Genomic DNA, 24,640 nt, shown 5'->3' with positions numbered 1-24,640 from the left:
CAGGGGCTTTTTTTATAACGGATGATGTAGCTTGCCCGGCACTTGAGTCTTATGAATGTGAAGCAACTCAAATCTTTTACTATGCCCTTTAGTTACATACTCCCACTTGATCCCTTTTTCATCGAGATGTTTTTCTTGGAAGTCAAACATAATCCCAAATGGTACTGCCAGGAATAACTCATCATATGGATGAAGTTTTAGCATCTGATCAAAATCATCCACATTGATTAGTTTAACGCTCCCATTTGAGTAATACCGTGCAGAAAATGGTCTTTCGTTGATATACCAGAGGTCCTGATATCCTAAACCTATCGCTTTGGGATACTCAATCAGCATTTTTTCAGTTTTAACCAAATAAGGGTTTTCAGAGATATTAACCGTTGCAATGAAGATACCAAGTGGTACGGCGAATATTGAAAACCAGATCCCCATGATCGAGGTGATTGTGTTGTTCGAGGTATCACTCCATTCAGACAATTTCTTCCCAAAGAGAATCGCAAATGGCGGAATCGCTGGCAGGATATAAGTCCAAAGAATATTCCCAGCAAATGTGAAAAACACCATCGAGAATATTGCCCAGCTAACGTAATAGAAAGTCACTGGGTCTTTAGTGATATTTTCCAGATAAAGTTTGGCACGTCCCTTTATGAATACATTTACGGCTGCAATGATAGCGACGACCCCCCAAGGGAAAGTGGCTTCTATCCACAATGGCCAGATGCTACCGTAAGGTTTGACATGCGCAGATCCATAAATGTCTCCAGCCCAGCCGGGGTCTACATATCTTCTAAAGTGCTCACCAACGATGAAGTAATCCAAGAAACCAGGAGTCTTAATCTCAGCCAATATGTACCATGGTAGAACTAGTGCCATGACCAATAATGAGCCCATAAGCAGGAGAGGCTTCTGGATTGGAGGCCAAAACTTGGTACGAAAAACAAGCAAACTCATTAAGATTGGTCCAAGCACCAACACTAGAGCCAATGGTCCCTTAGATAGCAAACCTATAGCCAATCCAATGAAGCCTGCAATCCTCCAACTGACAGAGGGGAATAGCAAACCAGCCATGCAAAGAACAGTGCCTAAAGCCAGATAAGGATCAGTGAGCACTGCTCCTGCAGAGGCATATGGCAATGCGCAAGTTGCATAGATGGCCACCGCCCAATAGGCAGCACGATTTCCGGCGTACTCTATGGCACATTTAAAAATTACCCAAACCGTGATTAGCGTAACTATTAAAGAAGGAAAGCGTGCGGTCCATTCTTCCACACCGAAGGCATTAATAGATATTGCCTGGAACCAGAATGACAAGGGAGGTTTTCCCCAGAACGGTTTATCAGACTCGAACCATGGAGTGATCCAGTCTCCTGTAATAGCCATAATCCTGGCTATTTCTGCATATCTCGGTTCCGTTGTATCCGCGTATGGAAAATAAACCATACTGAAAATTCTCAACAAAACCAATACCACAACAATTTTAATAAGCGTTGTAGAGTCTTTAAGCATGATGGCCTCCTGCGTTGAATGCAGAGGCATCTCTTTGGGTTACCGGATTGACGCTGTACTCATCCTGGATCACATAGATTGGTCGTTGCTTGGACTCAACGTAGATCCTGGCCATATATTCACCAAGAAGCCCTATAGAAATTAACTGAACACCGCCTATAAAGGTCACTGTGACAATAATGGATGGATAACCAGACACCGGCTCGCCAAACAAGAATGTTTTACAGACAACCCATATACCAAAGGCAACACTCCCTAATGCGGCGATGCCTCCTAGCCAGGTCACTGCACGAAGAGGAATGGTTGAAAATGAAACGATCCCCTCCATCGCCAATCGACATAGCCCTAGGAAGCTCCATTTCGTCTCTCCAGCGGCACGGGGAGCACGGTTATAGTTAATGATTTCGACAGGTAGTCCAATCCATGCAAATAAGCCTTTCATGTATCTACTGCGCTCAGGTAACGTTGAAAGGGTGTCTACTGCTCTGCGGCTTAGCAACCTAAAGTCACCAGTATCTTCCGGGATTGATAATTCGCTTAAGAAGTTGAGTAATCTGTAAAAACAGTGGGCAGACGCACGTTTTAGAAAGCTCTCCCCGGCCCTGGAGCTGCGGCGCATAACTACGGTATCAGCTCCACGTTGCCAGGCAGCAATCATGTCTGGAATCAATTCTGGAGGATCTTGCAGGTCAGCATCAATAAGAATTACTGCATCACCATGAGCTCGATCCAGACCAGCCGTCATGGCAGCCTCTTTACCAAAATTCCGACTTAACTTTACCAAGCGGATATAGCCATGTCGAAAGGCAAGTTTTTGAAGAAACTCTGTTGTGCCATCCGTGCTTCCATCGTCTACAAATACAATCTCAAACTTGTAATCAATTTGGAGCAGTACGGTGTATAAGCGAGCGATAAAGAGTTGAATGACTGAACGCTCATTGAATACCGGAACGACTATTGATAATAAAAGTCTGCTGGGATGGATGTCAGGGATTCCTGACTCTATCTGCGCACGGAAACGGGAATTATCTAGACTGGCATTCATTTGAAGTCCTCCCTTTGAACCGTTCGTTGGTTTATCCGGGAATAGATACTCAAATTTGGTGCCATCGTTACTGCTGGTTCACTGCAGAATTGGCTTAAAGAATTAGCTGCAGCAGCCTTTTCAGACACATCATTAGCCAGCCGATTTATAAAAATAATCATTGTCCACCTCAGTTAATTAAATATAGATCAGCCCCAAAGGGGCGAAATACATTAAAAACTCGGCGGTTTATCGAACTCGATTAAAGGATGAGGGATTAGATTTTCATTGTCTGGGCGTTTATATCCTGGCACTGCTGTAGAAAGCGTACTCAAGGAGGAGCTAGAACCAATCAGGTTAATATCATGGTGAGTGTGATCATCACAACAGTGCTCACCTAATTCACCCATGGCAGTATTTACAATTTCGTGAGTCTCAGAGCCATGTGTATGCGTGACAACATCATCGGATATACACATAAAGGAGCCGATGACAGGAATTGCTATCAATGTTGCTAAAACCAACATTACTGTTACTACTTTAAATTTTAATAAGACATGCGTCATTTCTTAGTTTTGTTTTTGGTGTGTGGCAATTAATTGCTGCGCTAATATTTCCTGTGTATTAGCAAATTAAATGCCAAGCCGAGATCGGCCTAATTACTAAGAAATTCTGTAGTTTTGATTAGTAGCTCTGCATTTTTTGCAGGATCAATTAAATTTATACAAATGATTTATGCATTTTTTGCAGAATGAAATCCAAATAGCACTTTAGGTGGATGCCCCAAACAAAAAATTCATGCGAGTTGAAGCAACTTTGATAAAGCAGATTAGGTCAGTTAACTGACATTAAGAAAGGCTGGAATAAAAATGCTGAAACCGGAAGAAAATGCAGACCAAATATTTGAAATAATTAAAAATTCGATTGTTCAATCATGCCAAAACCACGATTGGTCGATTGCTAGGAATGCAGTGCAGACATTCGGTTTTGCTGAGAGTGATGTTTCGACGACCTTCACCTATGCTCAACGCTACGATCTGATGATTACCCCAACGATATATCTATGTTTGAGCTACAGGTCTGTTGATCCATCTGGCCCATTCCAAAATCTCCCCGATATCAGCAAGTTTGATCTTGGCCTTTCAATAGATGGTCAGGTTGTTAAGTCATATACGAATGAGTATGAAGAACGATAAAGGGGCTTTAAGCCCCTGAGTTTCCTATTTAGTTTCTGAAATCTTTTTAAGATTTTCTAATCCAGCTTTGTACATACCCGTTACCACTCTTTTCGCATCTTCGTCTGAGGCTCCTGTAGCCTCGAAATGGCCATGCCAGATAACCTTGGATTTATCTTTTGAAACAGGCTTAGCCAGAGGTTCTATCCGATTCAATAATTTTTATGCTACCAAGATCTTCTACATGGGTATCTGAAAGATGCAAGACAACATGAAATGTAGTTTTATAACCGAAATCATCCCAATTATCTTGGGTTAACACCGCATGCGGATATTGCTTCGGCTTTGGTTTGTCTTTTTTTATGAAATGAACAAAGAATTGCATCTCAATCCCTTCCCTTAAGCAGAAATAACACATCGGACTTGGAAGTCCGTTTTTTAGTTATTGAACCATTTCTTGTATCTTGAGTAGCGATGGGAACACATTTTGATATTTCCGGCTAGGCATCGTTGTACCCAACAAACAATTAAACGCAGCTTTTTAAGCCAACTTGCTATTCTAGGTAAGTTGATCCAACTTATGTTCTGATAATGAACTACTACTGTATTGCAGTGGCTGACGCATTATTCGATTGGATACATAATAATATTAGCTCCATCTGCATGAATTAATTCTACATGCAATGCCTTTCTACCTACGATAACAGCGAGTAATGGCCTTTTATCTTTACGAGAAGCGCTAATTCTTTTCCATTCAACTTTATCAAGATTTGATGGCGTTGGATAATCTTCAGGGTGGGTATGCCATTCACCTAAGTAACGCAGAGTCCCCTTGCTTTTGATCCATAAACTTAGAGCCACTAATCGATGTACATCAGGAAAACGGTCAAAAAGAAATCTAGACCGTTTATCTCTATTGCTCGGCTTTGTAGCGGTACTAATTAATAAATTAGATGCATGGAGTGATCCTAACAGAATCCCTCCCGCTTCGGATTGAGTATCAGAAAATTGAATATGATCTGTAAATGCAATAATTACGCTATCTTCAAAGTACAAAAGTATTTTCTTGTCTTCGGATGCCCAAGACTTCATTAGTTGCATATTGGGCAGTCTGAATCAACTAGGGGGTTGCAATCTGGTGTTGCCAATTCAAATGATGTATCTGTTAATCTTGTTCTAAGTGATGGTGTGGAAATTCCATTTACCCAATCTAATGTCATTTCAGTAGCTAAAGAGGCCGCATTAACTGATACATGCGCAGGAAATGGAACATACAATCCTTCGCAACCGTTACCGGCCATGTCCATAGGCAATTGAGTTGTCACTGAACGCAGCTTCCCCTTCTTATTGCTATGCCAAAGACACCTGTAACAGGCTCCAGCATTATTTGATTTCAATAATGCTCTAACTGCCGTGCCAGGACCTTCTACCCATACTGATAACATGGTAGTCAAATTCGAATATTTATTAGACAGCCAGTGACCCAAAGCCTCCTCACCAGTAGCATCTATTAATAGATCAATATTTTCCAAAGAGGCTTGTTTAGCATCTATAGGAAGAGCTTGAATGTCTGAACCTGGACTGAGTCTTTTGAGCTCTTCAGTTAACGCAGTCGCTTTATTAGTAAGTAAATGAGGGAAGCCCAATCGATGTCGACCAATATTTTCTGGAAGAATAATGTCACCATCAATTAAAATTAGCTTTCCATCAGAAGTGCCTGCACCAGCTTTTACAAGCATTTCGGCTAAATACCCTCCAATTGTTCCACAACCAATCATCGCAATCCTCTTACCTGAAAGAGTTCTCAATTTTGGAATATTGCGTTGAGAAAGATATTTATCATCGATTCGCATAATTGTAATTGGCTGAATATTCATATCAAAAATCCGACCTTTTAGTGAGGAGTAATGTCCTTTCGTTTTACCTTTATCTTTCTTGAAAAAGACACCAAAGCCGTAAGTTATAGTAGGCGACTCAATAATAATCAAGACACAATTTGCTGATAACTTGATTGCTTCATTAATTCGCTGAAGTATTTTTTTTCTAGAACGAGAATCAAGCAAACTTTGCCAGGCAAGAACTTCACTAACATTTTTGGGTGGCCAATTTTTACTTAATGGTCTTGGCAATGCGTTAGTTTTTAACTTATACGTTAAGACGTAACTTTCATTTTTCTTGATATCCAAGCTGGATAACTTTTTGTAGGATCTCTCAGGGTTGTCTGTGACGATTAAGAATTCGGATGTTTTGTTTTCCGCATAAATACAATTCTGAAAACCTAACCAGTCATTCTCCAAATCTAGGAAACAAAAAGTGCCACTCCAATACGCGTTGAATTCTTCAATTAAATCATCAACAACTTCCTGATTGAGAATCTGCCCTAAAACATTTTCAGCACGCGCTAAACAAGCTAAAGCTTGTCCAATTGGATCAAATATATCTAGAACAACAGCTCCCTTTGCCAAATAACAAAGATTACCATCGTCACCAATGTGAGGATTGATTTGAGGAAGTTGTTGCGGGATTGTTGTTAATTGAATTCGAGGTAAATCTATGAAATTTGGATCTATCTCAATATTGCAACTATATGTGTCAGTATCACTAGGAGGGCACAGGCAGCCATTCAGCCTGTGCCACCCATCATCTGATTTGCCTTCATATTGGAACCCCTTAAGAATGAAAGCATCAATCAAATCAGAAATATTAACTACCTTGCTCATCCCGACTTCATTCTACCAACAAGTTCACTTGGACCAGGAGTTGCAGGGGTGGCTAATATAGTACTAACAACAGTTACAACGACGATCCGATCTGGCTCATTAGGAAATCGAGTACCAAAAACTTTGCACATCCAGCTACATGCTTGTGAAGGACTGCTGGAATGTACACTGCCTCGGAGAGCTTTTTCAAACTCCCCAAATGCTAGTGCCGCTTCTTCAACGCCTTCAGGGCCTAGGCGGTCTGTTAACGACTCTGAAACATCGACAGGATTATTAACTCCAGCTCTCAATCTCTGAGGTAATTTTGCTAGAACCTCAAGAAGTGCAATATCATCCCGGCGGTCATGTTTAACAAAAAGTGGGGCTGCTGCTGCCATCAATAAAATCGATGATGGTCCACCACTGCCCCATTTCCAGTCACGTAGTGCTTTCAAATATCTTACGATTCTGCGTAATTGTTCCCCTCTGACATCTACTTCATTTAGAAACCAATCTTTAACAGGCCTTGGGTCAGAAGCTTTCCAATCGCATTCGCGATGGGCCAGTAAAACCTGGTCTTTAGGTAGCGCGGTCCAAATGTCCTGATCGACAGTAGCTAGTGCTTCAGCAAATGAGGCATAACCAAATCTCTCCATTGCCAATTTGGCCAGCGTTTGAAATTCGCTGTCAGGGATTGCATATAGGGGAATGTCTATGTGCGCAAAATTTGAAAACTCAATTCGAATACAGGTTGGTTTGTCCGTGATGAGCTTCCAGTTTCTTTCATTGACTAAGTCAGTTAACGCCTCCTCTGCGGCACGAAAAAACACTGAAGCCGCTTTACTAGGCTTTTTGGTTTGAGACACGAAGCTAAGGGGAAGATAGCATCCATCATCAACATCTGCCTGCTGTGGATGTTTAGCTGGCGAGTTTAATGTTTTATAAGCCCAAGAGCCTTGAGTAAAAAAACGCGGGGTCGGGATATCATCCGTATATCCCATTTTTCTGAGCACTCTAGGAATACCATTTCTTAAACAATTTCTAACGTCTGTCCTGACTCTCGAAATTAGATCAACTTGAGTAGCCTTTAAATCAAGGTTAGTGACTAAACAGGACTCATGTTCCAGTGTTGTGAAAAATAATGGGCTCAAATTCAGCATAATCACTCCTTAAAATTTTTTCGTGGGCCATGAAAGAAAATCGCAGGTGAAGCTAAGTGCGCTCTGAAGGGTGCAAACTTCGCATCTCCCAGAGCCTTTTGCGCAGCATGCATCCCTCTTGTCTTTAATGTATTCGTTGCAGCATTTGATACACGATCTAAATCCTTAACATCCTCACTTTGATCTGGTGTGGCTTGGTCATCTATCCTGAAATAGTCGTCTTTCAATTCATGTCTCAACATATAGTCGACTGACGATTCTTGAGCCGATATCACCAAATCAAAAAGGTCACCTCGCCATTTCCCAAATCCACGGTCAAGCGAAACGTCACCACCAACAGTTGCCCCAATTGTCATAGTGCCAATCGAGAGAACTCGCACTCGTACTTTTTGATCTGGAGCCAGAAATTGCCTAATTTCATGTAATCCAAAAAAACCAGGTGAATTTCCAACTAGCCCACCATCTGCGAATACACCACGAGAATGTTTAAATAGTGGAAAGTAAACTGGTGCAGCTGCTGTCGCCAAAGCAACGTCTACTAAAGACATCCGATGATCCATCTCGAATGATTTATGATGGGGAGTCTTAAAAAACTGTCCTCGACCAGTGGTGTAGTTAACGGATGGTACAAACACTCTATGCTTTAACTCACCAAGAGTTGTGTCATTAAAATATTTTTTTAATACAGTTTTTAATCCACTATTATCGTGTTTAGCACAACCCCAGTAGCCGAAAACTTTACGGATCAAATTTCTGCTTTGAAAAATGGTTTTTCCTTCATCTTCAAACATAAGTTTGAGGTTTGACGCTGGAATTTCGTTTGCCAATCCCAGTGCCAAAATTCCCCCTACCGAAGTGCCGCATATCAAATCAAAATGTTTGGCAATAGGCTGTCCAAACGCTTTTTCAAGCTCGGTTAGAATCGTCGCCGTATAGAGCCCTCTGTAACCACCGCCAGAGAGCGCTAACACGTGGTAGGTGGGAATGCTGTCCATTATTTACCCTCTAGGTGGAAAGTCGTCGTTGCCAAAACTATCTTTGTCGCGGATGCGGCCATCAGGTCTATGTATTACTAATTCCGAGTGTTGGTTTTTCGCAATCTCTCGTGCAGCATTAATTGCTTCTTGCTGAGTGCCATGCGTCGAGGTAGCACGTTGATTGCCGGCGCCTTTTACCGCCCAACCGTTTGAGTGAGGCACTACATGCTGATTTTTTCCTGCCATTTCGTACTCCTTTCAATTGAACAAATTCACGCTTTATGTTGTCATGCGCTAATGAATGCTGCACAATAACGTTGTTCAGTTGAACAACAAAAAAAACATGAATATATAGGTAAAAATCATGTATTAACTTAGTGTGTTGTCCAGCTAGACAACACACTATCAGAAGAGTTTCTACTTTTCAAGTATTTTTTGAGCATTTTTTATTGTTGAGTTTTTGTATCAAAAGGCTCTAATTTGAAAGGAAGACATGCCTACAACTGGCTTGGGTTTAGCATTAAAGAGGTTTAGGGAAACCAGGACCTTCTCTGTAAGAGAATTTGGTACTTTGTCCGGAATTGATCATGCTTATATTTATAGGTTAGAAACTGGAGAAAAGACGAACCCCTCTGAAGACGTAATAGAGAAATTACTGAAATACCTCAAACCATCCACTCGAGATGCTTTCATCATAAAATGGCTTGCTAATAACCCAGATACAGATCCAGAGTTAGTTGAATATGTTTTAAACAATCCCGCAGTTTCATTCGATATTTTTGTAGGTGCAGCCGGAATTAGGCACAGAGGAACCACAAGGCCAGATCCTGAGACATTAATAAATAAAGTAACTATTCTTTTTGGGGAAGAGGACGATTAATGGATGAAGCGGATGTAATTTCGATTGCTCGTGAGTTTGTTTCCAAGGTAGATGTTTCAAATATTCGAGAAGATTTAGACCCTTACATATCCGCAATAAATGCCAAAGTTAAATTTGAAGCTATGGAAGAGGGCGCATCAGGTTACACCTTGACTAAGCCCAATGGAAAACACATCATTGTAGTTAACTCTTTAGAAAGCGAAGAACGCCAAAGATTTACTGTTTGTCATGAAATCGCACATGTAGTTTTAAATTTAAAATCAAGCCATGAAGAAATTCCATCGTATTCCATAGCCAAGAGACATCCTAACGAAATATGCTGTGATACCTTTGCAGCAGAGCTCTTAATGCCCTACAAGCAATGGCTGGCCAATCTCCCTGGTAAAGAACCATCTTTAGAGCTCATTCAACATATGGCTAAATTGTTTAATACCTCTTTTCCAGCAACTGCATCAAGATTCGCCACATTAAGTCCGTTGCCTTGTGCTTTTGTAACCATGGAAAGAGGTGCTGTTCGTTATGCTGCTAGATCAGCCAGCTTACGACAAGCCCGAGCATGGATATCATCAGGCTCTGTTATTCCTAAAGGGTCAATTGCACACAGCATCCGAGCAAATAACTTGAACTCCACAGAAGTAGGAGAAGTTGCTCAAGATATTTGGTTTGAAAATTGGGAGGATGGGCTCGATATGTGGGAGCTTTCCAGACACTATGCTCCCTCTGATACAACTATTTCTTTACTGTGGTTCGACCACGAAGATTTACCCGAAAAAGAATATGATAGATTCGGAGCACAAGTGAAAGATGACGAGGGATTAACTGAGTTGAGCGGAGTTTTAGAGTGGAGTAAGAGAGTAAAAAAAAGATAGTATGCCGTATGCTCAATTCATTATTTAAGCGCATCTAGAGTCAAAGTTACGGTTCTATTGTCATACTCATCGCCAAAAATGATCAATGCACCATCGAAGTTACGGTTCTAAAAGCTGCTACTAATCTTAATTACAGAATTGAACCCATTAAAACCATAGGTGGAGGTTACGGTTTCATTGTCAAACACTAGCGTCGTTTATTTCGCGTTAATTAAACCTAAGTTTTATCAAATAGCGATTTAATTAATACGTAATTTAAAGGGCCTCTAAATTAGCTTTTAGAGGCCCTTTTCTTATGGAAAATAACATTGCTTTGTACTTTCTCGGAATTAAAGTATCAACTTATTCTGAATCAATAAGTTACCAGTCCCATAACGTTTTAATAGATTCAAGGCATTGACGGTCACTTTTATATCTCATTTTTAATCTCTTTCAGCCAATCTAGAATTTGGTTCTCAACATCAGCTGTTGTATGTCCATAACTTGTTTTTATTTGGGCCTGGGGAGACGAAATATTTTCTTTATCGTTCTTGGATCTGTTTAATGAAGTCTCAAGTGGTTTCTTTAATGACTTGTTATCCATCATTAAAAAACAGGTTTTAGCCTTTAGTGTATTCATTTTCAGTATCCTTTATATGTATAAAGTTTAATTGCTGCGATCATAGTCTTAGCCAGCATCGGAAGTGTTCTATTGTCAAGCAAAGGAATAAAACTCTGTACTGGTCGTTAATTTATTTTCTTACGTTATCCAAGATTGCGTGCATGCATGTTTATATGGCGAAACATCTCGTGTATGTATCTTTGTCGTTGGCATAACATTGGCATGCCTCTTTGAGCAATGATGCTCGGTTAATGATATGCATATGACCACGGCTATATTGCAGAATCTGCATCTGCTGTAAGGTAATGGCTACATTGTTGATACCAGAGCGGCGCACGCCTAGCAAATTGGCCAACAGGGCTTGTGTCATTTCAAACTCTAGAGCAGAAGCACAGTCACTGTAGGTGAGAAGTAAACTGGCCATGCGTTGCTGCACATTGTGCTGGCTGTGACATAAAATGGCTTGTGCAAAACGTGCATACATGACAGCCACATATTTATCCAGCACTCGGCAAAAAGTACTATTTTTGAGCTTGATCCCGTACAACTGTTTGACTTTGATACGGAAAGCCTTGCTAGGAGTAAGTACTATGGATGCATAGGACTCCGCATCCACTCCAAGGATATGCGAAATGCCTACCATGCCTTCAGCACCTACGAGAGCCAGTGCCATCTGTTTTTTCATATTCTGTTGCATCATCAGTGCAATCACGCCTCCAGTAGGGAAATAAGCGTACTCGGTCGCTTCTCCTGGCGTATTCAATCTTTGACCGGATGTCAGTTCTACCCAGCCGCCATGTTTAAAAAGCTGATGATGACAATGACTATCTAATGACTCTATCAGCTGATTACAGTTAGGATGGCCTTTCATGATCAAAAAATAGCAGAATCCTGCATGTGCCTCTGTTCGATTGCACACATGCAGTGAGTTATGAGAAGAGATGAGTCTCTGTGTGCTGGCAGACGGATGCACAGTGTCTCAAGCCTATAATGATCTTTTATGAGAGACCTAAATAAGCTCAAAAACTGACTGTATAAAGGATGATTATGAAACGAAGACTTGGACTAATGACGATGAATACCTTGAAGCTAAATGGCGAGCACTCCCATTATTTAAATACATCGGAAAGTGCTGGCGTCAAGCGGGGAAAATTTCAGCCTTATGACCCCAAGCAGCCTGCTGTCCTGAGAACCAAAATATGGGTTGAGGGATGGCATGGCGTGATGTATGGCGGAGGAATAGGACTGCTTCTTGGCTTGTACATCTTGTTTTTCCCTTTATGGATGACGGTTTCACCGGCTTGGTACACCTATACACAGTGGTATGTCATTATGGCCATCAGTATCCTTTCCTGCATGACGATACTGGGGCTAGGTGCAGCAGTGCTGGGATCAAACATTATCAATCGCGACCGTAAACCGTAGCAGCCAGCTACTCCGGGTGGATAGGGAAATCACAGCTTGCAAGTTTTGGACCAGCGGCTATTGATGATGCCTATGCATGTCAGGGAGCAGGCGGTCAAACTCAGTCTTAACAACTTGGTAGCATTCACAGACGGTTTTCTCCAGCTTGACACGATCAAGCACCCGGATATGCCCTCGTGTATATTCAATCAAGCCCGCTCGCTGCAATTTACCGGCGGCCTCAGTGACTCCTTCACGCCTAACCCCTAGCATATTGGCGATCAATTCCTGTGTCATGTTCAGCTCATCTGAAGATAATCTATCCAGGCTCAACAATAACCATCGGCACAATTGTTGTTCAATCGAATGGTGTCTATTACACACGGCAGTTTGAGACATTTGAGTAATTAAGGCCTGTGTATACCTTAATAATAGGTACATCATGGGTCCTGCACGATTAAATTCCTGTTTCAAAAAACTGGCTCGCATCCTGTACCCAAAGCCCGCGCTTTGTACGACAGCCCTGCTTGGCGTCGTTTCGCCTCCCATAAAGAGTGAAATCCCCAAAATTCCCTCATTGCCTACTACTGCGATCTCTGCAGAGGCACCGCTTTCCAGCACATACAGCAAAGAGATAATGGCAGTCGTTGGAAAGTAGACGTGTTTTAAATGTCCTCCAGACTCATACAAAGCCTGCCCTAAAGGCATGACTACAAATTCGAGCGCATCTTTGATCCGCAAATAATCCACTTCTGGCAATGCATTGAGCAAAAGATTTTGGCTCGGAGCGTTGAATGAGTTCATAGTGATCTCTTTGATTTATGAGTCTGTACATCATAGAAGAAATCACTATACGCTTATGTACGATATCGTACATAAGCACTTGTCTGCCCAACGTACGTTAGCGCACTGAGTATTGTGTGAGCAAGCATTAATCTGTTACCTGAATGCTCCGAACCTCGACAGAGTTAAGCCTGCATTTTAATTTCATCTGCTCATATTTTATTAGGAACCATCATGACTAAAACACTCTCCTCGCTACTCATTATTCTCCTTATAAGCAGTCAAAGCATATTAGCTGAGGCTCGCGATATGAAACCCAACTCCTGTGAAGGCCATCTTCAGTATAAAGAAATGGATAGAAACAACGATGGAGAAATTTCAAAAGCCGAGTTTCTAAAGTTTCATGAAGATCGCTTCGATAAAATCAAGCAAAAAAATGGCACGATCAACTTGGAGAAAGTTGATAAGGATACACACAACAGCTCTATGAATAAAAAAGCACTGGGTACTACCACGGATAATCCCGAGGTGAATGACAGGGATGCGACAAACGGCAGCAAATACTAGCTTGAGTTCATTTCGAACCGCGGAGGGTACAAATGAAACCTGTCAAAAAGCTACTGACTTTTAAAGTGTGGGCTGAAGACCCCTCCGCTTCAATGGTGAATATGCTTAGAAGCATCTTTGATCAATTTGATGGCCATTTGCAAATACAGTTATGGGATGGCCAGCGCGTCAATCTGGGCATGCAAGCACCGCCAGTGAATGGCAGCCCTTTTGTGTTGATTTTTCATACGTCTGCCATTCTTGAGTCATTTCTAAAGCGCAAAGACCCCCTGACATTTGCCGAATCTTATTTTAAATGCGAGATGGACATAGAAGGTGACCTGGCAGCTTTGCTGGCCTTGCGAGAGCAATTTAACCGGTTGCACTTCGATTGGCGGCTGAAAGGCCGGGCGCTAATCGATCAACTCATCAAGCAAGTAAGGCAACCGATCTCGTTTAGGCCTTTTCAACTCACGCATTTAGCGACCGCAAAAGCGGTACTTACGCATAGCCGAAACGAAAGCAAGCGATCCATTCAATTTCATTACGATGTCTCAAACGAGTTTTATGCGTTGTGGCTCGATCCGAGGATGGTCTATTCATGTGCTTACTTTCTCACCGAGACACAAGACCTTGCTAGCGCCCAAACCGCCAAGCTCGATTTAATCTGCCGCAAACTACAGTTGACGAGAGGCGATGCTTTTCTGGACGTGGGTTGTGGCTGGGGCGCACTTATCCTCCATGCCGCCAGATACTATGGTGTGAAAGCGCATGGCGTCACATTGAGCTCGCAACAGTACGACTATGCTCAGCAACAGATCAGAAAAGCAGGCTTGGTAGGACGTGTCTCCGTGGAGTTACAAGATTATCGTGATATCCCTGGCGAGGCCCAGTACAATAAAATTGCGAGTGTGGGCATGTTTGAGCATGTGGGGATCAAAAATCTGGCTGCGTATTTCCAGACTATCCGGCACTTGTTAACGAGTGATGGCCTTTTCCTCAATCACGGCATCACTAGTGATACTAAGGGTTGGCCAAATAATCTTGGTCATACTTTTGTCAACCGTTACGTATTTCCGGATGGACAACTGGAAACAATCAGTCATATTCAAACGCTGATGGAGTTAGCGGAATTTGAAATCATTGATGTGCAGTCAATGCGCAGACATTACGTCTTGACTTTAAAGAACTGGATTTCACAGCTGGTTAATCAACACGAGCATGCACTTAAGCATGTCAGTGAGGCAACGTTCCGAATTTGGTTATCCTATATGACTGCAAGCCGCCTATCGTTTGAAAACGGTCACTTGGGTCTTTACCAGATACTGGTTGGCCACCGAGCTTCTGATCACATGAAGCAACCGCTCACCAGAGACTATATGTCAGTAAAATCGCCCACTCGCCCAGCCATTTTGCAGTTCTAAAGAGGAGTATTCGCGCTGCAATTTAGACACGCGCCGAATTTTCAAGTCCCTTGACGGCAGGGGGTGTGAGGGGTGTGAGGCGAGTGCCCAACACCCTATCCCAAACGGTAGACGTCACCCCAAAAGAGTGATGGGGGCATGCATGATGCAAACAATGAATCACCCGCCTGTTGTTGAGCCATGCGACCCTTGAGTTGGGCCAGTGGTGGATCGCATGATGTGTGACGGCATAAGCGAGATAGCCCATTAATAACCCTAGTGTAAAGCACGTTGCCACTTCAGCGGAGGCTGCCCAATACAGCGGCAAGTAGACGGTCAATGCAATCGCGCCTAAGCTCACTAGCGTGGCTGTACAAATCAATGCCTTTGGTTGCCGGTGATGCTCGTGATGCCATTCGCAAAAGGGAGGCCATTGATGTAGCACCCAACGATGCAATACATATTCCATCAGCGTCCAGCTGAAACCGCCAAGTATTATGTAAACGACAATAGAGAGCGCTGACATCCTGACCGGGAATAGAATCAGGGAAGTCGTCATCCAGCCAATCAAGAGAAAGTACAAGGCGAAGTCCGCCACATAGGCAACTTTACTGTGTTTTATGATAAGTAACTTTTGCAGTGGAGATGGCATACATTTTATGGCGCCCTGCGCTAGGCGACTTTAATCTCATTGATTACATTTTGGACACCAGGTGTGTTCCAGGCAGAGTGGTGAATGGCTTCACGCTCTTCCCAACTGCTCACATGACCTGAGAGCAGCACCTCTGTACCGTTGACCTTAATGGAAACATGCTTTAATTCAGCCAATGCTCTCCGTTTTAAAACTTGCTCAATGTCATCCCTCACGTTTTTCAAGGTAACCTTGGGCTCTATTTTCAATTGATTACTAAGCCCAGTCACACCCAACAAGTTAGAAATTGCATATCCAAGATTCTTTTTTTGGTATGCCCATTCAACAAAACCCGTCAAAGTGATCCAGCCATTCTCGACCATGACTTGTACAGAGTTATCACGCAAATCGTTAGACCAGCGCAACACATTATTTGCCGATCTGGCGATATCGGCATCTGAACGCTCGGATCCAGCTAGCAATTGAACATGTATGTCTATCGCCAGGGCTTTCACGCCATGCACACGTTTTGCGGCGTTTTCAGCACGCCATTTCTGGGCAAAAGTGTCTACATGCCCTGACAGGGTGACGATGCCCTCGTGGACTTCAACCCCTATATGCGCAGCATTCTTTGAAGGCTCCCAGTGCAATTCTTTCATCACATCTTCTTGGACTTGCAAGTCTGCTTTCACCATGTTCTCCAGCGGTATATTGAGTCATCATGGTCTCTCCATCGTCGGTGCGGCTCAGTGCGATAGCGTACATTGCAGGCTGTTTAATGCAAAAAAACGCCGGTTGAAAGGCGCTTTATGGAATCATAACCAATGATTATTAGAAATTAATCTTTCATCCGTTTACCACTAATCAACCCTAGCAACCCCAAACCTAGCAACATCATTCCGTATGTGGAAGCCTCAGGGACTGTCGTTGTTGGACTAAAGCCCGCTGCATTAGAACCAATCCCATCAAGAATGCCGAAGTTACCTGGCTGATAATTGGTAGCGCTGGTACGAATTATCTGAATAAAGCTAGTCGTTCCCGGGGGAATATCAGCAATACTAACGGGGGAGAAGTTAAAACCTATCACGCCTGCCATCGTGCGATCAGCATACTGTGAGTTTTCCGTCCCATTACTAAACATATCAAACCCGGTGGCTGTTTGATAAACATTTACGACTCCATTACCCAGGCTGCTGAAGTCGAAAGCCGTCATGCGGTTGATGCCGTTTTGCGAACTGGCATTGTTTGTAAATTGATAATAAAAATCGAGGCCAGTAGCAGTACTGTAAACTGCAGCACGGGCAGTGCCATTGTAACTGGCGTTACTGATCAACGTGGTGGCACTATCCAGCAAAGTTCCCCCAAATCCAGAAGCAACAATGTCTACATTTGCTGTGGGTAAGTTGACTAAGAGTGGGGTCGCGTAGGCCTGTCCCAAACCACTTGTGAAGGCGAATCCAACCAGAAAGTGCTTCATATTAGCGTGCATAATGTGCTCCTTTAAAGGGTGATGATAGAGCAATGGGGTCATTGATCTGGCTACATCTTCACGTAAAGAAAAAGCCTGTTCTGTGCGTTGACGCACGTTTAGCCAGTATCAAGCTCTATCATTGACGCATGTCCCGTCTAGTTTTTTATGAGCGTTTCTGGTTCGGTAGCGAACAGACTCAGCGCGCTAAATCTTTGATTATGGTGACCACTATTATTTCGTTGATTGAGGCGCCTCATGAACTCATATCGTCACCATATTTCTGGGGTCTTCGAACAGATGCTAAATGCTCGCTTAGCGAAAGATGCCCTAATTGAAAAAGGAATACTTGAGTCACAGATTTCAATTACCAAGCATCTAACAAATACATGTGGGTTAGAGCCAAACACTCAGCCTAGTTATCTCGGTGAAAGGCTGCTGCTAATGTCTTGTATTGGTGCTATCAATGGCATATTTTTGGCCTGCCTGGTAGAGCTGGCTTTGGTTATTATGGATAAGAGTCTATTACATTCGAAATGGGGTGTTTCAACCATGTTCTTGCTATGCTCAGGCGTCATCATAGGCACCCTCACAGGAATGTTGGTGGGAGCAATGATGAAAGATGACCGGGCAAATCATCATCGGCTTTCGCAGCTTCCTGCCAGGAGCTATCAATGGATACGCATGCTTATGAGCAAGAAGAAAATCAAGCTTTCGGTGATGACCTACTCGATTGAGCAAACTGCAATTGTGGCAGAGGTGATGCATCACTCAGCGCATGACTATTGCGACCTGAAGATACTCCCATCATGAGCTTGCCAACGATGATGCTTGATCGTGCCTTTAAGCAGAGGCTTAATTTTAGAATGCAGATGACTGCAATGTTCTGTATCGCACTATCTGCTTGCAGCGACCCTGGCGCGACCTCTGCACCGATTGCTGAAACTCACCGGCAATCAGACGGTACAGAGCATAATCAGAGGGAACATCCTGTTCAGCTGGAAATCTGGGGGGAACAGAGCGCATTATCTGATGCATATATTACAAAAAAAATAAACAAAGCCTTTAAGAACGAAAAGCTACTAATGGATACGACCATACGCGTAGAAACCAGGTCAGGCATAGTCACCTTAACAGGCTATGCTAATTCACTTGCTGTGAGCGAAAAAGCCTCGGATATTTGCAGACATACTGCAGGGGTCAAAAAAGTGGAAAACCTCTTGATCATCTCTACATGAGGATATGGATATTCGAACGCTAAGGAGAAAACCATGGAATGGCGACTGATACAAGATCATTGGATAGAACTTGAATGTGTGATTCTCGACAACTGGGAGCGTCTAACACAAGACAATATTTATGACATTGCCGGCAAACGGGAATTACTCGTCGATAAATTACAGCATATATACGGTATTAACAAACAGGAAGCGAATAAGCAAATCAATGCATTTGCCGACTCGGTACAAGACATCAAATACCATTAACATCATAGTGCATGACCTCACATGTCAGAGAGGAGTCTTATCGGTACTCTCAGGAACCACCTATCTGCAATGTGACGCTTCATGACGCTCAGGAAATCGCTTATGCATGGATATATCCAAAACCTTCAGCAAGCCAGTGTTATGAATACTGACTTCAGACGAGTCTTATACACGGGAAAGTATAGTCAATTACTACTGGTCTCACTAAAACCTGGTGAAGAAACTGGCTTTATAGTGCATATGCAGGATCAGTTCTTAGGGGTGGATAAAGGCATGGGACATATCATCATCAATGGCGTCACGACTGAGGTTGAGACGGGATACGCCATTATTGTCCCCGCCGGAGTCAATCACAACCTTATTAATACGGGAAAGTTTGATTTAAAAGTACATTCAGTATATTCACCACCTAACCACTTAGATGGAACAGTCTGTCATCTGCGAGTGTATGCTGATGTCACGGAACGGTTGTTTGATGGTGTGACAACAGAATAATCAAAGGGGTGTTGGCTAGCGAACAAACATGCTTAAAAATTGATTGTAAAGTAGTAAGACTGGCTTTTGAATTTCCAAGGGTCAGATTGATTTACAACATAAAGGATTAAGTCATGTCAATTTCCAATCAAGCCAGCGGATTGCATCAACAAGCAGCAAGCGATCATGAAGCGGCAGCGAAACATCATTTGAGTGCTTCTGAGAGTCATAACAAAAATAACGTTTCAGAAGCAAAAGAAAGTGCTAAAAAAGCGATGGAAGCCTGTAATTCGGCTCAAAAGAAAACTGAATCTGCCTGCAGCACAACTGCAAAATAGGCAAATACTTTAAGCTCTGACTAGAGTCATCCCGCTCTGGCGGGATGCATTTAATTAATACAAGTATATTAAATGAAAGCTTAATTAAGATGAGTTTTGATCATCTACCTGTCTCACAACTAATCCGCATTTTGAAGGCTGGACTAGGCTTCACTCTGAGCCGTCGTACAAAATGCCAATCCGACATAGAGCAGCTGGATAGAGTCGCAAAAACAAGCGGGGCACAGATTACCTGGATAGATCCACTCTCAACAAAATATGCCGTTGGCACCATCATCAAAAAGCCCACTAAAAATGGGCTTTTTGATTGCGACTTATGAGGTTAAAAGTTGCAGCTTTTGGAGACAAAGTTGCATCTCATGCTGCGACTCACAGTTACGTACATCCCTAAGAACATTGAAGATTATCCTTGAAAACTCTCATTGGAATCGAGCAACCAAGTTACGTATTAATTAACGAGCAATATCGTTGTCGACAATAAATCGATCTCTTCTAAAGTCGCAAACATTAACCCGTATTATTAAAATCGTTGTTTGGTGATGCCAAACACCTGCGTTCAAGCACCGGACCTTCTGGGGCTTTATTTTTTCATGGGTGATCAGTTTGAATAGAGACACTTAGTAATCATGCCTTTGTGAGGTGAGGCTGACTTTGTCTAAAAGTATTTTCTGTCATTTAAAAATGAATGATGGCATTTTTATCGTATTGCACGATTTTAATCACGCCCAAACTTGGGCTTAACGCACTATCGAAGTGCATAAATATTGATCTACTTTATAGGAAATCTATTGAAAACAAGGATTTACCGGCTGGCATATTAGTTGCTAGTTTAATCATGTGGGGCAGCAGGTATGAACGCTGCATTACCTAATGGTTGGCTAGGGTTCCGGCTTACGTAAGTGAGCGCTGGTCCGAGAGCTAACGACCTCCAAGAGGTTACACGGCGGGATAAAAGCCCGGGAGATAGCAACATGTTGAATGTTAGCTGCTCCCTTGCCGAATAATTTACTTGGAGTTCTCCTATGCTAGTTCGACGCTTTACAATCGCACTGACGCTGCTTTGCTTTTCACTTTTGAATACCACAGCATTCGCTGCTGACTCAAAAAAACAATTCAATATTTGCTGGACCATTTATGCTGGATGGATGCCATGGGATTATGCGCAAGCAAAAGGCATCGTCGCCAAATGGGCAAAGAAATACGGCATCACGATTAAAGTCACTCAGTTGAACGATTATGCTGAGTCAATTAATCAATACACCGCTGGTCAATTTGATGGTTGCAGTATGGCCAATCTGGATGCATTGGTTGTGCCAGCGGCTGGTGGCGTTGACTCCACCGCATTAATTGTCGGCGACTATTCAAATGGTAACGACGGCATTGTCATTAAGGGTGCGAATAAACAGATCAAGGACCTCAAGGGGCAAAGCGTACACTTGGTTCAATATTCTGTATCGCATTACTTACTGGCGAGAGCCCTGGAACAGGCCGGACTCACACAAAAGGACTTGAAGTTAGTCAATGTCTCAGATGCAGATGTTGTCGCAGCCTTTAGCACACCCTCTGTGAAAGCAATGGCCACTTGGAACCCTCAACTCTCTGAGTTAGCCGCGCTGCCAAATACCTCAAAGGCATTCACCTCCAGCCAGATTCCTGGCGAAATCATCGACTTGATGGTCGTCAATACAGACACTTTACGAAAAAACCCCTCGCTAGGGAAAGCGTTGACGGGGGCATGGTTTGAAGTGATGGCACTCATGAAAGCAAAAGATAAAGAGGCGTTGCAATACATGGCAAAGCACTCTGGCACAACCCTGGATTCATACATGCAGCAAATTTCCACCACAGCCCTGTTTTATGAACCTGCTGCCTCACTGGCCTTTGTCAGGGACGCCAAACTGCCAACGGTGATGCAAAAGGTCTCTAGTTTTTCTTTCGATAATGGATTGCTAGGGCCTGCAGCAAAATCTGCAACCGCCATTGGCATTGAATATCCCAACGGCGTCGTCACCGGTAATAGCAAAAATATCAAACTCAGATTCACTGACACGTATTTGCAAATGGCGATTGATGGCAAGCTCTAAACAGGTCAATCATGAGATTAATTAATCAACACCCCAGCCGGGGGACGAGATGGATGCTTGCCGCAATCCCAATGATCTTGATCATTGTTGTGTATTTGGTGAACTCACATCTTCGCCTGGTTGAAAATCCAGAGGACAAGCTCCTGCCTAGTGTTTCTCAGATGTGGGAAGCCCTGAAGCTGATGGCCTTTACAGAAGACCCCTCCACTGGGACCTTTCTGATGCTGGATGACACTTTGTCCAGTTTGAAGCGGTTGGGACTAGGCTTGGCGATTGTGGCATGCTTGGGCTTAATGCTCGGTATCTTTCTGGGCGCCATCCCCTTGGTTCGGGCTTCGCTTTCTCCATTAGTCGGCGTGATCTCCATGGTGCCACCGCTGGCGATTCTGCCCATCCTTTTTATTGTGTTTGGATTGGATGAGCTATCAAAAGTCATGCTGATCGTCATTGGCCTCACCCCGATGCTCGCACGTGATTTAGAACAGCGTGCAAGAGAGTTGCCAAAAGAAATCATTATCAAAGCGCAGACCTTGGGCGCTAATTCGTGGACTGTCATGATCCGGGTCATTCTTCCGCAGTTGCTTGCGAGGCTGCTGACTTCGTTGCGATTACTGATGGGTTCAGCCTGGCTGTTCTTGATTTCCGCTGAAGCTATCTCGGCGACAGAGGGCTTGGGATATCGTATTTTTCTGGTACGTAGATATCTCGCGATGGATGTCATCCTGCCCTATGTGTTGTGGATCACGCTGTTGGCCTGGTTGACAGACTATGCACTGAAGAAGCTGCATCACATCTGTTTCCCCTGGGCTGAAGGGGCAGGCGCATGAGCTTTATAGAATTCAATAATGTATGGCAATGCTATGGCGATCATGTGGTGCTGGAAGGGCTCAATCTGCAAATTGAGGAAGGCGAATTCTGCACACTGGTAGGCGCCTCTGGCTGCGGCAAGTCCACATTCCTGCGTATGCTTTTAGGCCAGGAAACCCCGTCAAAAGGAGAAATCCTTCTGGATGGGGAAACGCTTCCTGCTGAGCCAGACCAGTCAAGAGGGGTCGTGTTCCAGAAATATTCAGTGTTTCCGCACCTGACTGTCCTTGAGAACGTCGTCATCGGCATGGAGTTTTCAGCCTCGCCATTTTGGGGTCGTTTCTGGGGCTCAAAAAAGAAGGAGGCCAGGCGCAAGGCAACAGAAATCCTTCAGCGCGTGGGGCTTGAGCATCATTTGCATCAATATCCATCAGCCCTCTCCGGCGGCATGCAACAGCGGCTGGCCATTGCACAGGCTTTGATAGCTCAACCTCGCATCCTGTTGCTGGATGAACCCTTTGGCGCGCTGGATCCTGGCATTCGCAAAGATATGCATGCACTGATGTTAGCGCTATGCAAAGAGACAAAATTGACGGTCTTCATGGTCACCCATGACTTGTCCGAGGGCTTTCATTTGGGCACCCGATTGATGGTATTTGATAAGGTCAGAGTCGATCCACATGCGCCCAAAGCCTACGGTGCGCGTATCACCTACGACATCAAGCTCAATCAGGACAGACTCCAGCAACAAGCACAGGTGGCGACATTGCCCACCCATGTGCTTAAAACGAATTAAAAGGTTTACCCATGAACAACTATACAAATACATCCAACATCCTCTATGAAGAGTTTGTTCCAGGGGGCGGTCACACCTCCTTCATCCTGAAAAAAGATCAGGTTTTGCGAATGACCGACGTCAAAGGTCACGCCAATGTCAGCATGATGATGTTGAATGCACATCAACACAGCGAGAGACTGAACTTACCAGACACATTAAAAGCGCAACACACGGCCAAGCTCACAAAAGGACATTGCTTTTACTCGGACATGGGGAGAGTACTCGCCGCCATCACTGAGGACACATGCGGTTGGCATGACAGTTTGGGCGGGGTATTAAACGCTCAAGAAGTTGAAACGAAATATGGCGTTGGCCGCTATCAGGAACTCAGAAATAATTTCTATCGAAATGGCACCGACAATCTGTTGGTGGAAATGGGTAAATGGAACCTTGATCTTCAAGATTTGCTCATGGTCGTTAACTTTTTTAGCAAAGTGACCGTGGATGACGAGGGATCCCTTTTCTTTGAGCCCAACCACTCTTGTGCAGGCGATTACGTGGAGTTGTATGCCCCGATGGATACCTTGGTGATTCTGACCGCCATTCAACATCCATTGGATCCCAATCCTGAATACCACCCCCGCCCAGTACAACTGTCATGGCGCAAAGCAGAGAGTGAAAGTATCAGTGAAGTGTGTCGACAGTCTCGGCCGGAAAACGGTAGAGCTTTTCATAACACTGAACGCTTCTACCTGTGAGGAAGGAATCAATATGAACATCATCTCAAGCCAATTAGTTGCTGAAAACGCCTTTTTCCACCATGTTATTCCGGCAGGCGAACCTTATTTGTTTGAAGTCAAAGCAGGACAGACATTCAGGCTGTTAGACAGTGAAGGTAACCAGGCCGTGGATACCCTTTTTTATAGTGCGAGCAATCCAAGAGAGCGTTATGACGCGCAACGGACCATGCGCAATCAGAACAAGGTTTACCTGACAACCGGTACAACGCTGTATTCAAACCTGGGCAATCCATTAGCCACGATTGTGGCAGATACCTGCGGTCGCCACGACACGCTGGGAGGCGCATGCGCTCAGGAAAGCAACACCGTGCGTTATTCACTCGACAAGCGCTACATGCATAGTTGCAGAGACAATTTCATGTGCGCATGTTTACATGATGGCAGATTGAACAAGCGGGATATTGGCGCAAACATTAACTTCTTCATGAACGTTCCGGTCACTCCGGAGGGCGGCTTGACCTTTGCAGATGGCATTTCAGCACCAGGCAAATATGTGGAATTAAAAGCGCACCAGGATTTAATTGTGTTGATCTCGAATTGCCCGCAACTTAACAATCCCTGTAATGGATGGAACCCAACCCAAGCGGAGGTGTTTGTATGGAATTAAGGCTTAAAAAAAGTATGCGTAGTATCTTTAGAAAAATACTCACGACGCTCTATCAAGGAATGGTTGCAAGAGCAGACTTTTCCAAATAGCGCGCTTTTAGCAAGTCAAGCCGGCTACCCAAACGATCACCTAGCCAGTG

At 43.7% G+C, this 24,640-nt stretch carries 31 protein-coding genes and 1 riboswitch; of the genes, 16 read left to right on the top strand and 15 right to left on the bottom strand.

Annotated elements, in window-relative coordinates:
* Positions 1–12: 12 nt before the first annotated feature.
* The 3 genes from ACJ67_RS02155 to ACJ67_RS14785 all read right to left on the bottom strand — a co-directional run bounded on the left by ACJ67_RS02155 (position 13) and on the right by ACJ67_RS14785 (position 3,096).
* Entirely contained in the window at positions 13–1,506 is a 1,494-nt protein-coding gene (locus ACJ67_RS02155) for a glycosyltransferase family 39 protein (RefSeq protein WP_053092876.1), read from the bottom strand.
* Positions 1,499–2,551, bottom strand: coding sequence for a glycosyltransferase family 2 protein (locus ACJ67_RS02150; RefSeq protein ID WP_049637698.1), 1,053 nt, complete (start codon positions 2,549–2,551; stop codon positions 1,499–1,501). The genes ACJ67_RS02155 and ACJ67_RS02150 overlap by 8 nt, the downstream gene beginning before the upstream one ends.
* 212 nt (positions 2,552–2,763) lie before the next feature.
* Positions 2,764–3,096, bottom strand: a complete 333-nt coding sequence (locus ACJ67_RS14785) for a hypothetical protein (RefSeq protein WP_156171629.1) — start codon at positions 3,094–3,096, stop codon at positions 2,764–2,766.
* Positions 3,097–3,399: 303 nt separating this feature from the next.
* Here ACJ67_RS14785 and ACJ67_RS02145 point away from each other — a divergent pair, with 303 nt between their 5' ends.
* Positions 3,400–3,726: a hypothetical protein gene (locus ACJ67_RS02145; RefSeq protein WP_049637697.1), complete on the top strand. Its 327-nt coding sequence runs from the start codon at positions 3,400–3,402 to the stop codon at positions 3,724–3,726.
* Between the two features lie 169 nt (positions 3,727–3,895).
* Here the strand turns inward: ACJ67_RS02145 and ACJ67_RS02140 are convergent, their stop codons facing one another.
* The 6 genes from ACJ67_RS02140 to ACJ67_RS02115 form a co-directional block, all read right to left on the bottom strand.
* Positions 3,896–4,090 carry a hypothetical protein gene (locus ACJ67_RS02140; protein WP_049637696.1) on the bottom strand — a complete coding sequence of 65 codons (195 nt, stop codon included), beginning with the start codon at positions 4,088–4,090 and terminating at the stop codon, positions 3,896–3,898.
* Positions 4,091–4,329: 239 nt separating this feature from the next.
* Entirely contained in the window at positions 4,330–4,797 is a 468-nt protein-coding gene (locus ACJ67_RS02135) for a Mov34/MPN/PAD-1 family protein (protein WP_231587226.1), read from the bottom strand.
* Complete coding sequence (locus ACJ67_RS02130; protein WP_049637694.1) at positions 4,797–6,425, bottom strand: ThiF family adenylyltransferase; 1,629 nt, start codon at positions 6,423–6,425, stop codon at positions 4,797–4,799. The genes ACJ67_RS02135 and ACJ67_RS02130 overlap by 1 nt, the downstream gene beginning before the upstream one ends.
* A complete protein-coding gene (locus ACJ67_RS02125; RefSeq protein WP_049637693.1) occupies positions 6,422–7,564 on the bottom strand; it encodes a cyclic GMP-AMP synthase DncV-like nucleotidyltransferase in 1,143 nt (380 codons plus the stop codon). The genes ACJ67_RS02130 and ACJ67_RS02125 overlap by 4 nt, the downstream gene beginning before the upstream one ends.
* Before the next feature lie 2 nt (positions 7,565–7,566).
* Positions 7,567–8,559: a CBASS cGAMP-activated phospholipase gene (locus ACJ67_RS02120; RefSeq protein ID WP_049637692.1), complete on the bottom strand. Its 993-nt coding sequence runs from the start codon at positions 8,557–8,559 to the stop codon at positions 7,567–7,569.
* Between the two features lie 3 nt (positions 8,560–8,562).
* On the bottom strand, positions 8,563–8,787 hold the full coding sequence (locus tag ACJ67_RS02115) for a DUF2188 domain-containing protein (protein ID WP_049637691.1): 225 nt from the start codon (positions 8,785–8,787) through the stop codon (positions 8,563–8,565).
* Positions 8,788–9,034: 247 nt separating this feature from the next.
* Here ACJ67_RS02115 and ACJ67_RS02110 point away from each other — a divergent pair, with 247 nt between their 5' ends.
* Entirely contained in the window at positions 9,035–9,421 is a 387-nt protein-coding gene (locus tag ACJ67_RS02110; protein WP_049637690.1) for a helix-turn-helix transcriptional regulator, read from the top strand.
* Positions 9,421–10,290 (top strand): ImmA/IrrE family metallo-endopeptidase, encoded by an 870-nt coding sequence (locus tag ACJ67_RS02105; RefSeq protein ID WP_049637689.1) that lies wholly within the window; start codon positions 9,421–9,423, stop codon positions 10,288–10,290. Before ACJ67_RS02110 ends, ACJ67_RS02105 begins: the two co-directional genes overlap by 1 nt.
* A 409-nt stretch (positions 10,291–10,699) precedes the next feature.
* Here ACJ67_RS02105 and ACJ67_RS02100 read toward each other — a convergent pair whose 3' ends face one another.
* Both ACJ67_RS02100 and ACJ67_RS02095 read right to left on the bottom strand, forming a co-directional pair.
* Positions 10,700–10,909, bottom strand: coding sequence for a hypothetical protein (locus ACJ67_RS02100; protein ID WP_029148275.1), 210 nt, complete (start codon positions 10,907–10,909; stop codon positions 10,700–10,702).
* A 151-nt stretch (positions 10,910–11,060) separates the two neighbouring features.
* Positions 11,061–11,762: a Crp/Fnr family transcriptional regulator gene (locus ACJ67_RS02095; RefSeq protein WP_049637688.1), complete on the bottom strand. Its 702-nt coding sequence runs from the start codon at positions 11,760–11,762 to the stop codon at positions 11,061–11,063.
* Between the two features lie 176 nt (positions 11,763–11,938).
* On the opposite strand from ACJ67_RS02095, the gene ACJ67_RS02090 reads away from it, so the two are divergent.
* A complete protein-coding gene (locus ACJ67_RS02090; RefSeq protein WP_156171627.1) occupies positions 11,939–12,316 on the top strand; it encodes a hypothetical protein in 378 nt (125 codons plus the stop codon).
* Positions 12,317–12,373: 57 nt separating this feature from the next.
* Here the strand turns inward: ACJ67_RS02090 and ACJ67_RS02085 are convergent, their stop codons facing one another.
* Positions 12,374–13,099, bottom strand: a complete 726-nt coding sequence (locus tag ACJ67_RS02085) for a Crp/Fnr family transcriptional regulator (protein WP_049637686.1) — start codon at positions 13,097–13,099, stop codon at positions 12,374–12,376.
* A gap of 213 nt (positions 13,100–13,312) precedes the next feature.
* Here ACJ67_RS02085 and ACJ67_RS02080 point away from each other — a divergent pair, with 213 nt between their 5' ends.
* Both ACJ67_RS02080 and ACJ67_RS02075 read left to right on the top strand, forming a co-directional pair.
* Positions 13,313–13,645 (top strand): hypothetical protein, encoded by a 333-nt coding sequence (locus ACJ67_RS02080; protein ID WP_049637685.1) that lies wholly within the window; start codon positions 13,313–13,315, stop codon positions 13,643–13,645.
* Between the two features lie 32 nt (positions 13,646–13,677).
* Positions 13,678–15,048, top strand: coding sequence for a cyclopropane-fatty-acyl-phospholipid synthase family protein (locus ACJ67_RS02075; RefSeq protein WP_197080648.1), 1,371 nt, complete (start codon positions 13,678–13,680; stop codon positions 15,046–15,048).
* A 22-nt stretch (positions 15,049–15,070) separates the two neighbouring features.
* On the opposite strand, the gene ACJ67_RS02070 is transcribed toward ACJ67_RS02075, so the two are convergent.
* From ACJ67_RS02070 to ACJ67_RS02060, 3 genes are all read right to left on the bottom strand, one after another.
* A complete protein-coding gene (locus tag ACJ67_RS02070) occupies positions 15,071–15,586 on the bottom strand; it encodes a sterol desaturase family protein (RefSeq protein WP_197080647.1) in 516 nt (171 codons plus the stop codon).
* 113 nt (positions 15,587–15,699) lie between these two features.
* A complete protein-coding gene (locus tag ACJ67_RS02065; RefSeq protein WP_156171626.1) occupies positions 15,700–16,353 on the bottom strand; it encodes a BON domain-containing protein in 654 nt (217 codons plus the stop codon).
* Between the two features lie 143 nt (positions 16,354–16,496).
* Complete coding sequence (locus ACJ67_RS02060) at positions 16,497–17,147, bottom strand: PEP-CTERM sorting domain-containing protein (protein ID WP_049637683.1); 651 nt, start codon at positions 17,145–17,147, stop codon at positions 16,497–16,499.
* 237 nt (positions 17,148–17,384) lie between these two features.
* Here ACJ67_RS02060 and ACJ67_RS02055 point away from each other — a divergent pair, with 237 nt between their 5' ends.
* The 10 genes from ACJ67_RS02055 to ACJ67_RS02005 all read left to right on the top strand — a co-directional run bounded on the left by ACJ67_RS02055 (position 17,385) and on the right by ACJ67_RS02005 (position 24,501).
* Entirely contained in the window at positions 17,385–17,939 is a 555-nt protein-coding gene (locus tag ACJ67_RS02055; protein WP_049637682.1) for a hypothetical protein, read from the top strand.
* On the top strand, positions 17,936–18,364 hold the full coding sequence (locus ACJ67_RS02050) for a BON domain-containing protein (RefSeq protein ID WP_049637681.1): 429 nt from the start codon (positions 17,936–17,938) through the stop codon (positions 18,362–18,364). The genes ACJ67_RS02055 and ACJ67_RS02050 overlap by 4 nt, the downstream gene beginning before the upstream one ends.
* Before the next feature lie 33 nt (positions 18,365–18,397).
* Complete coding sequence (locus ACJ67_RS02045) at positions 18,398–18,613, top strand: hypothetical protein (RefSeq protein ID WP_049637680.1); 216 nt, start codon at positions 18,398–18,400, stop codon at positions 18,611–18,613.
* A gap of 102 nt (positions 18,614–18,715) precedes the next feature.
* The gene (locus tag ACJ67_RS02040; RefSeq protein WP_029148283.1) at positions 18,716–19,108 is read left to right on the top strand and encodes a cupin domain-containing protein; all 393 of its coding nucleotides are present in this window, start codon (positions 18,716–18,718) and stop codon (positions 19,106–19,108) included.
* A gap of 113 nt (positions 19,109–19,221) precedes the next feature.
* Positions 19,222–19,425 (top strand): hypothetical protein, encoded by a 204-nt coding sequence (locus tag ACJ67_RS02035; RefSeq protein WP_049637679.1) that lies wholly within the window; start codon positions 19,222–19,224, stop codon positions 19,423–19,425.
* 867 nt (positions 19,426–20,292) lie between these two features.
* A riboswitch (guanidine-I (ykkC/yxkD leader) is annotated at positions 20,293–20,390 on the top strand.
* 57 nt (positions 20,391–20,447) lie between these two features.
* Positions 20,448–21,509, top strand: a complete 1,062-nt coding sequence (locus ACJ67_RS02025) for a putative urea ABC transporter substrate-binding protein (RefSeq protein WP_049637677.1) — start codon at positions 20,448–20,450, stop codon at positions 21,507–21,509.
* An 11-nt stretch (positions 21,510–21,520) separates the two neighbouring features.
* The gene (locus ACJ67_RS02020) at positions 21,521–22,336 is read left to right on the top strand and encodes an ABC transporter permease (RefSeq protein ID WP_049637676.1); all 816 of its coding nucleotides are present in this window, start codon (positions 21,521–21,523) and stop codon (positions 22,334–22,336) included.
* Positions 22,333–23,112, top strand: a complete 780-nt coding sequence (locus ACJ67_RS02015; RefSeq protein WP_049637675.1) for an ABC transporter ATP-binding protein — start codon at positions 22,333–22,335, stop codon at positions 23,110–23,112. The genes ACJ67_RS02020 and ACJ67_RS02015 overlap by 4 nt, the downstream gene beginning before the upstream one ends.
* A gap of 11 nt (positions 23,113–23,123) precedes the next feature.
* Positions 23,124–23,852 carry an urea amidolyase associated protein UAAP1 gene (locus tag ACJ67_RS02010; RefSeq protein ID WP_049637674.1) on the top strand — a complete coding sequence of 243 codons (729 nt, stop codon included), beginning with the start codon at positions 23,124–23,126 and terminating at the stop codon, positions 23,850–23,852.
* Positions 23,853–23,865: 13 nt separating this feature from the next.
* Positions 23,866–24,501 (top strand): urea amidolyase associated protein UAAP2, encoded by a 636-nt coding sequence (locus ACJ67_RS02005; protein ID WP_049637673.1) that lies wholly within the window; start codon positions 23,866–23,868, stop codon positions 24,499–24,501.
* Positions 24,502–24,640 lie beyond the last annotated feature (139 nt).

Origin of the sequence: Methylophilus sp. TWE2 (assembly GCF_001183865.1) — a bacterium.
Lineage (GTDB): Bacteria > Pseudomonadota > Gammaproteobacteria > Burkholderiales > Methylophilaceae > Methylophilus.
Note: the sequence above shows the minus strand (reverse complement) of the source record. Positions and strands in the feature narration are given on the sequence as shown.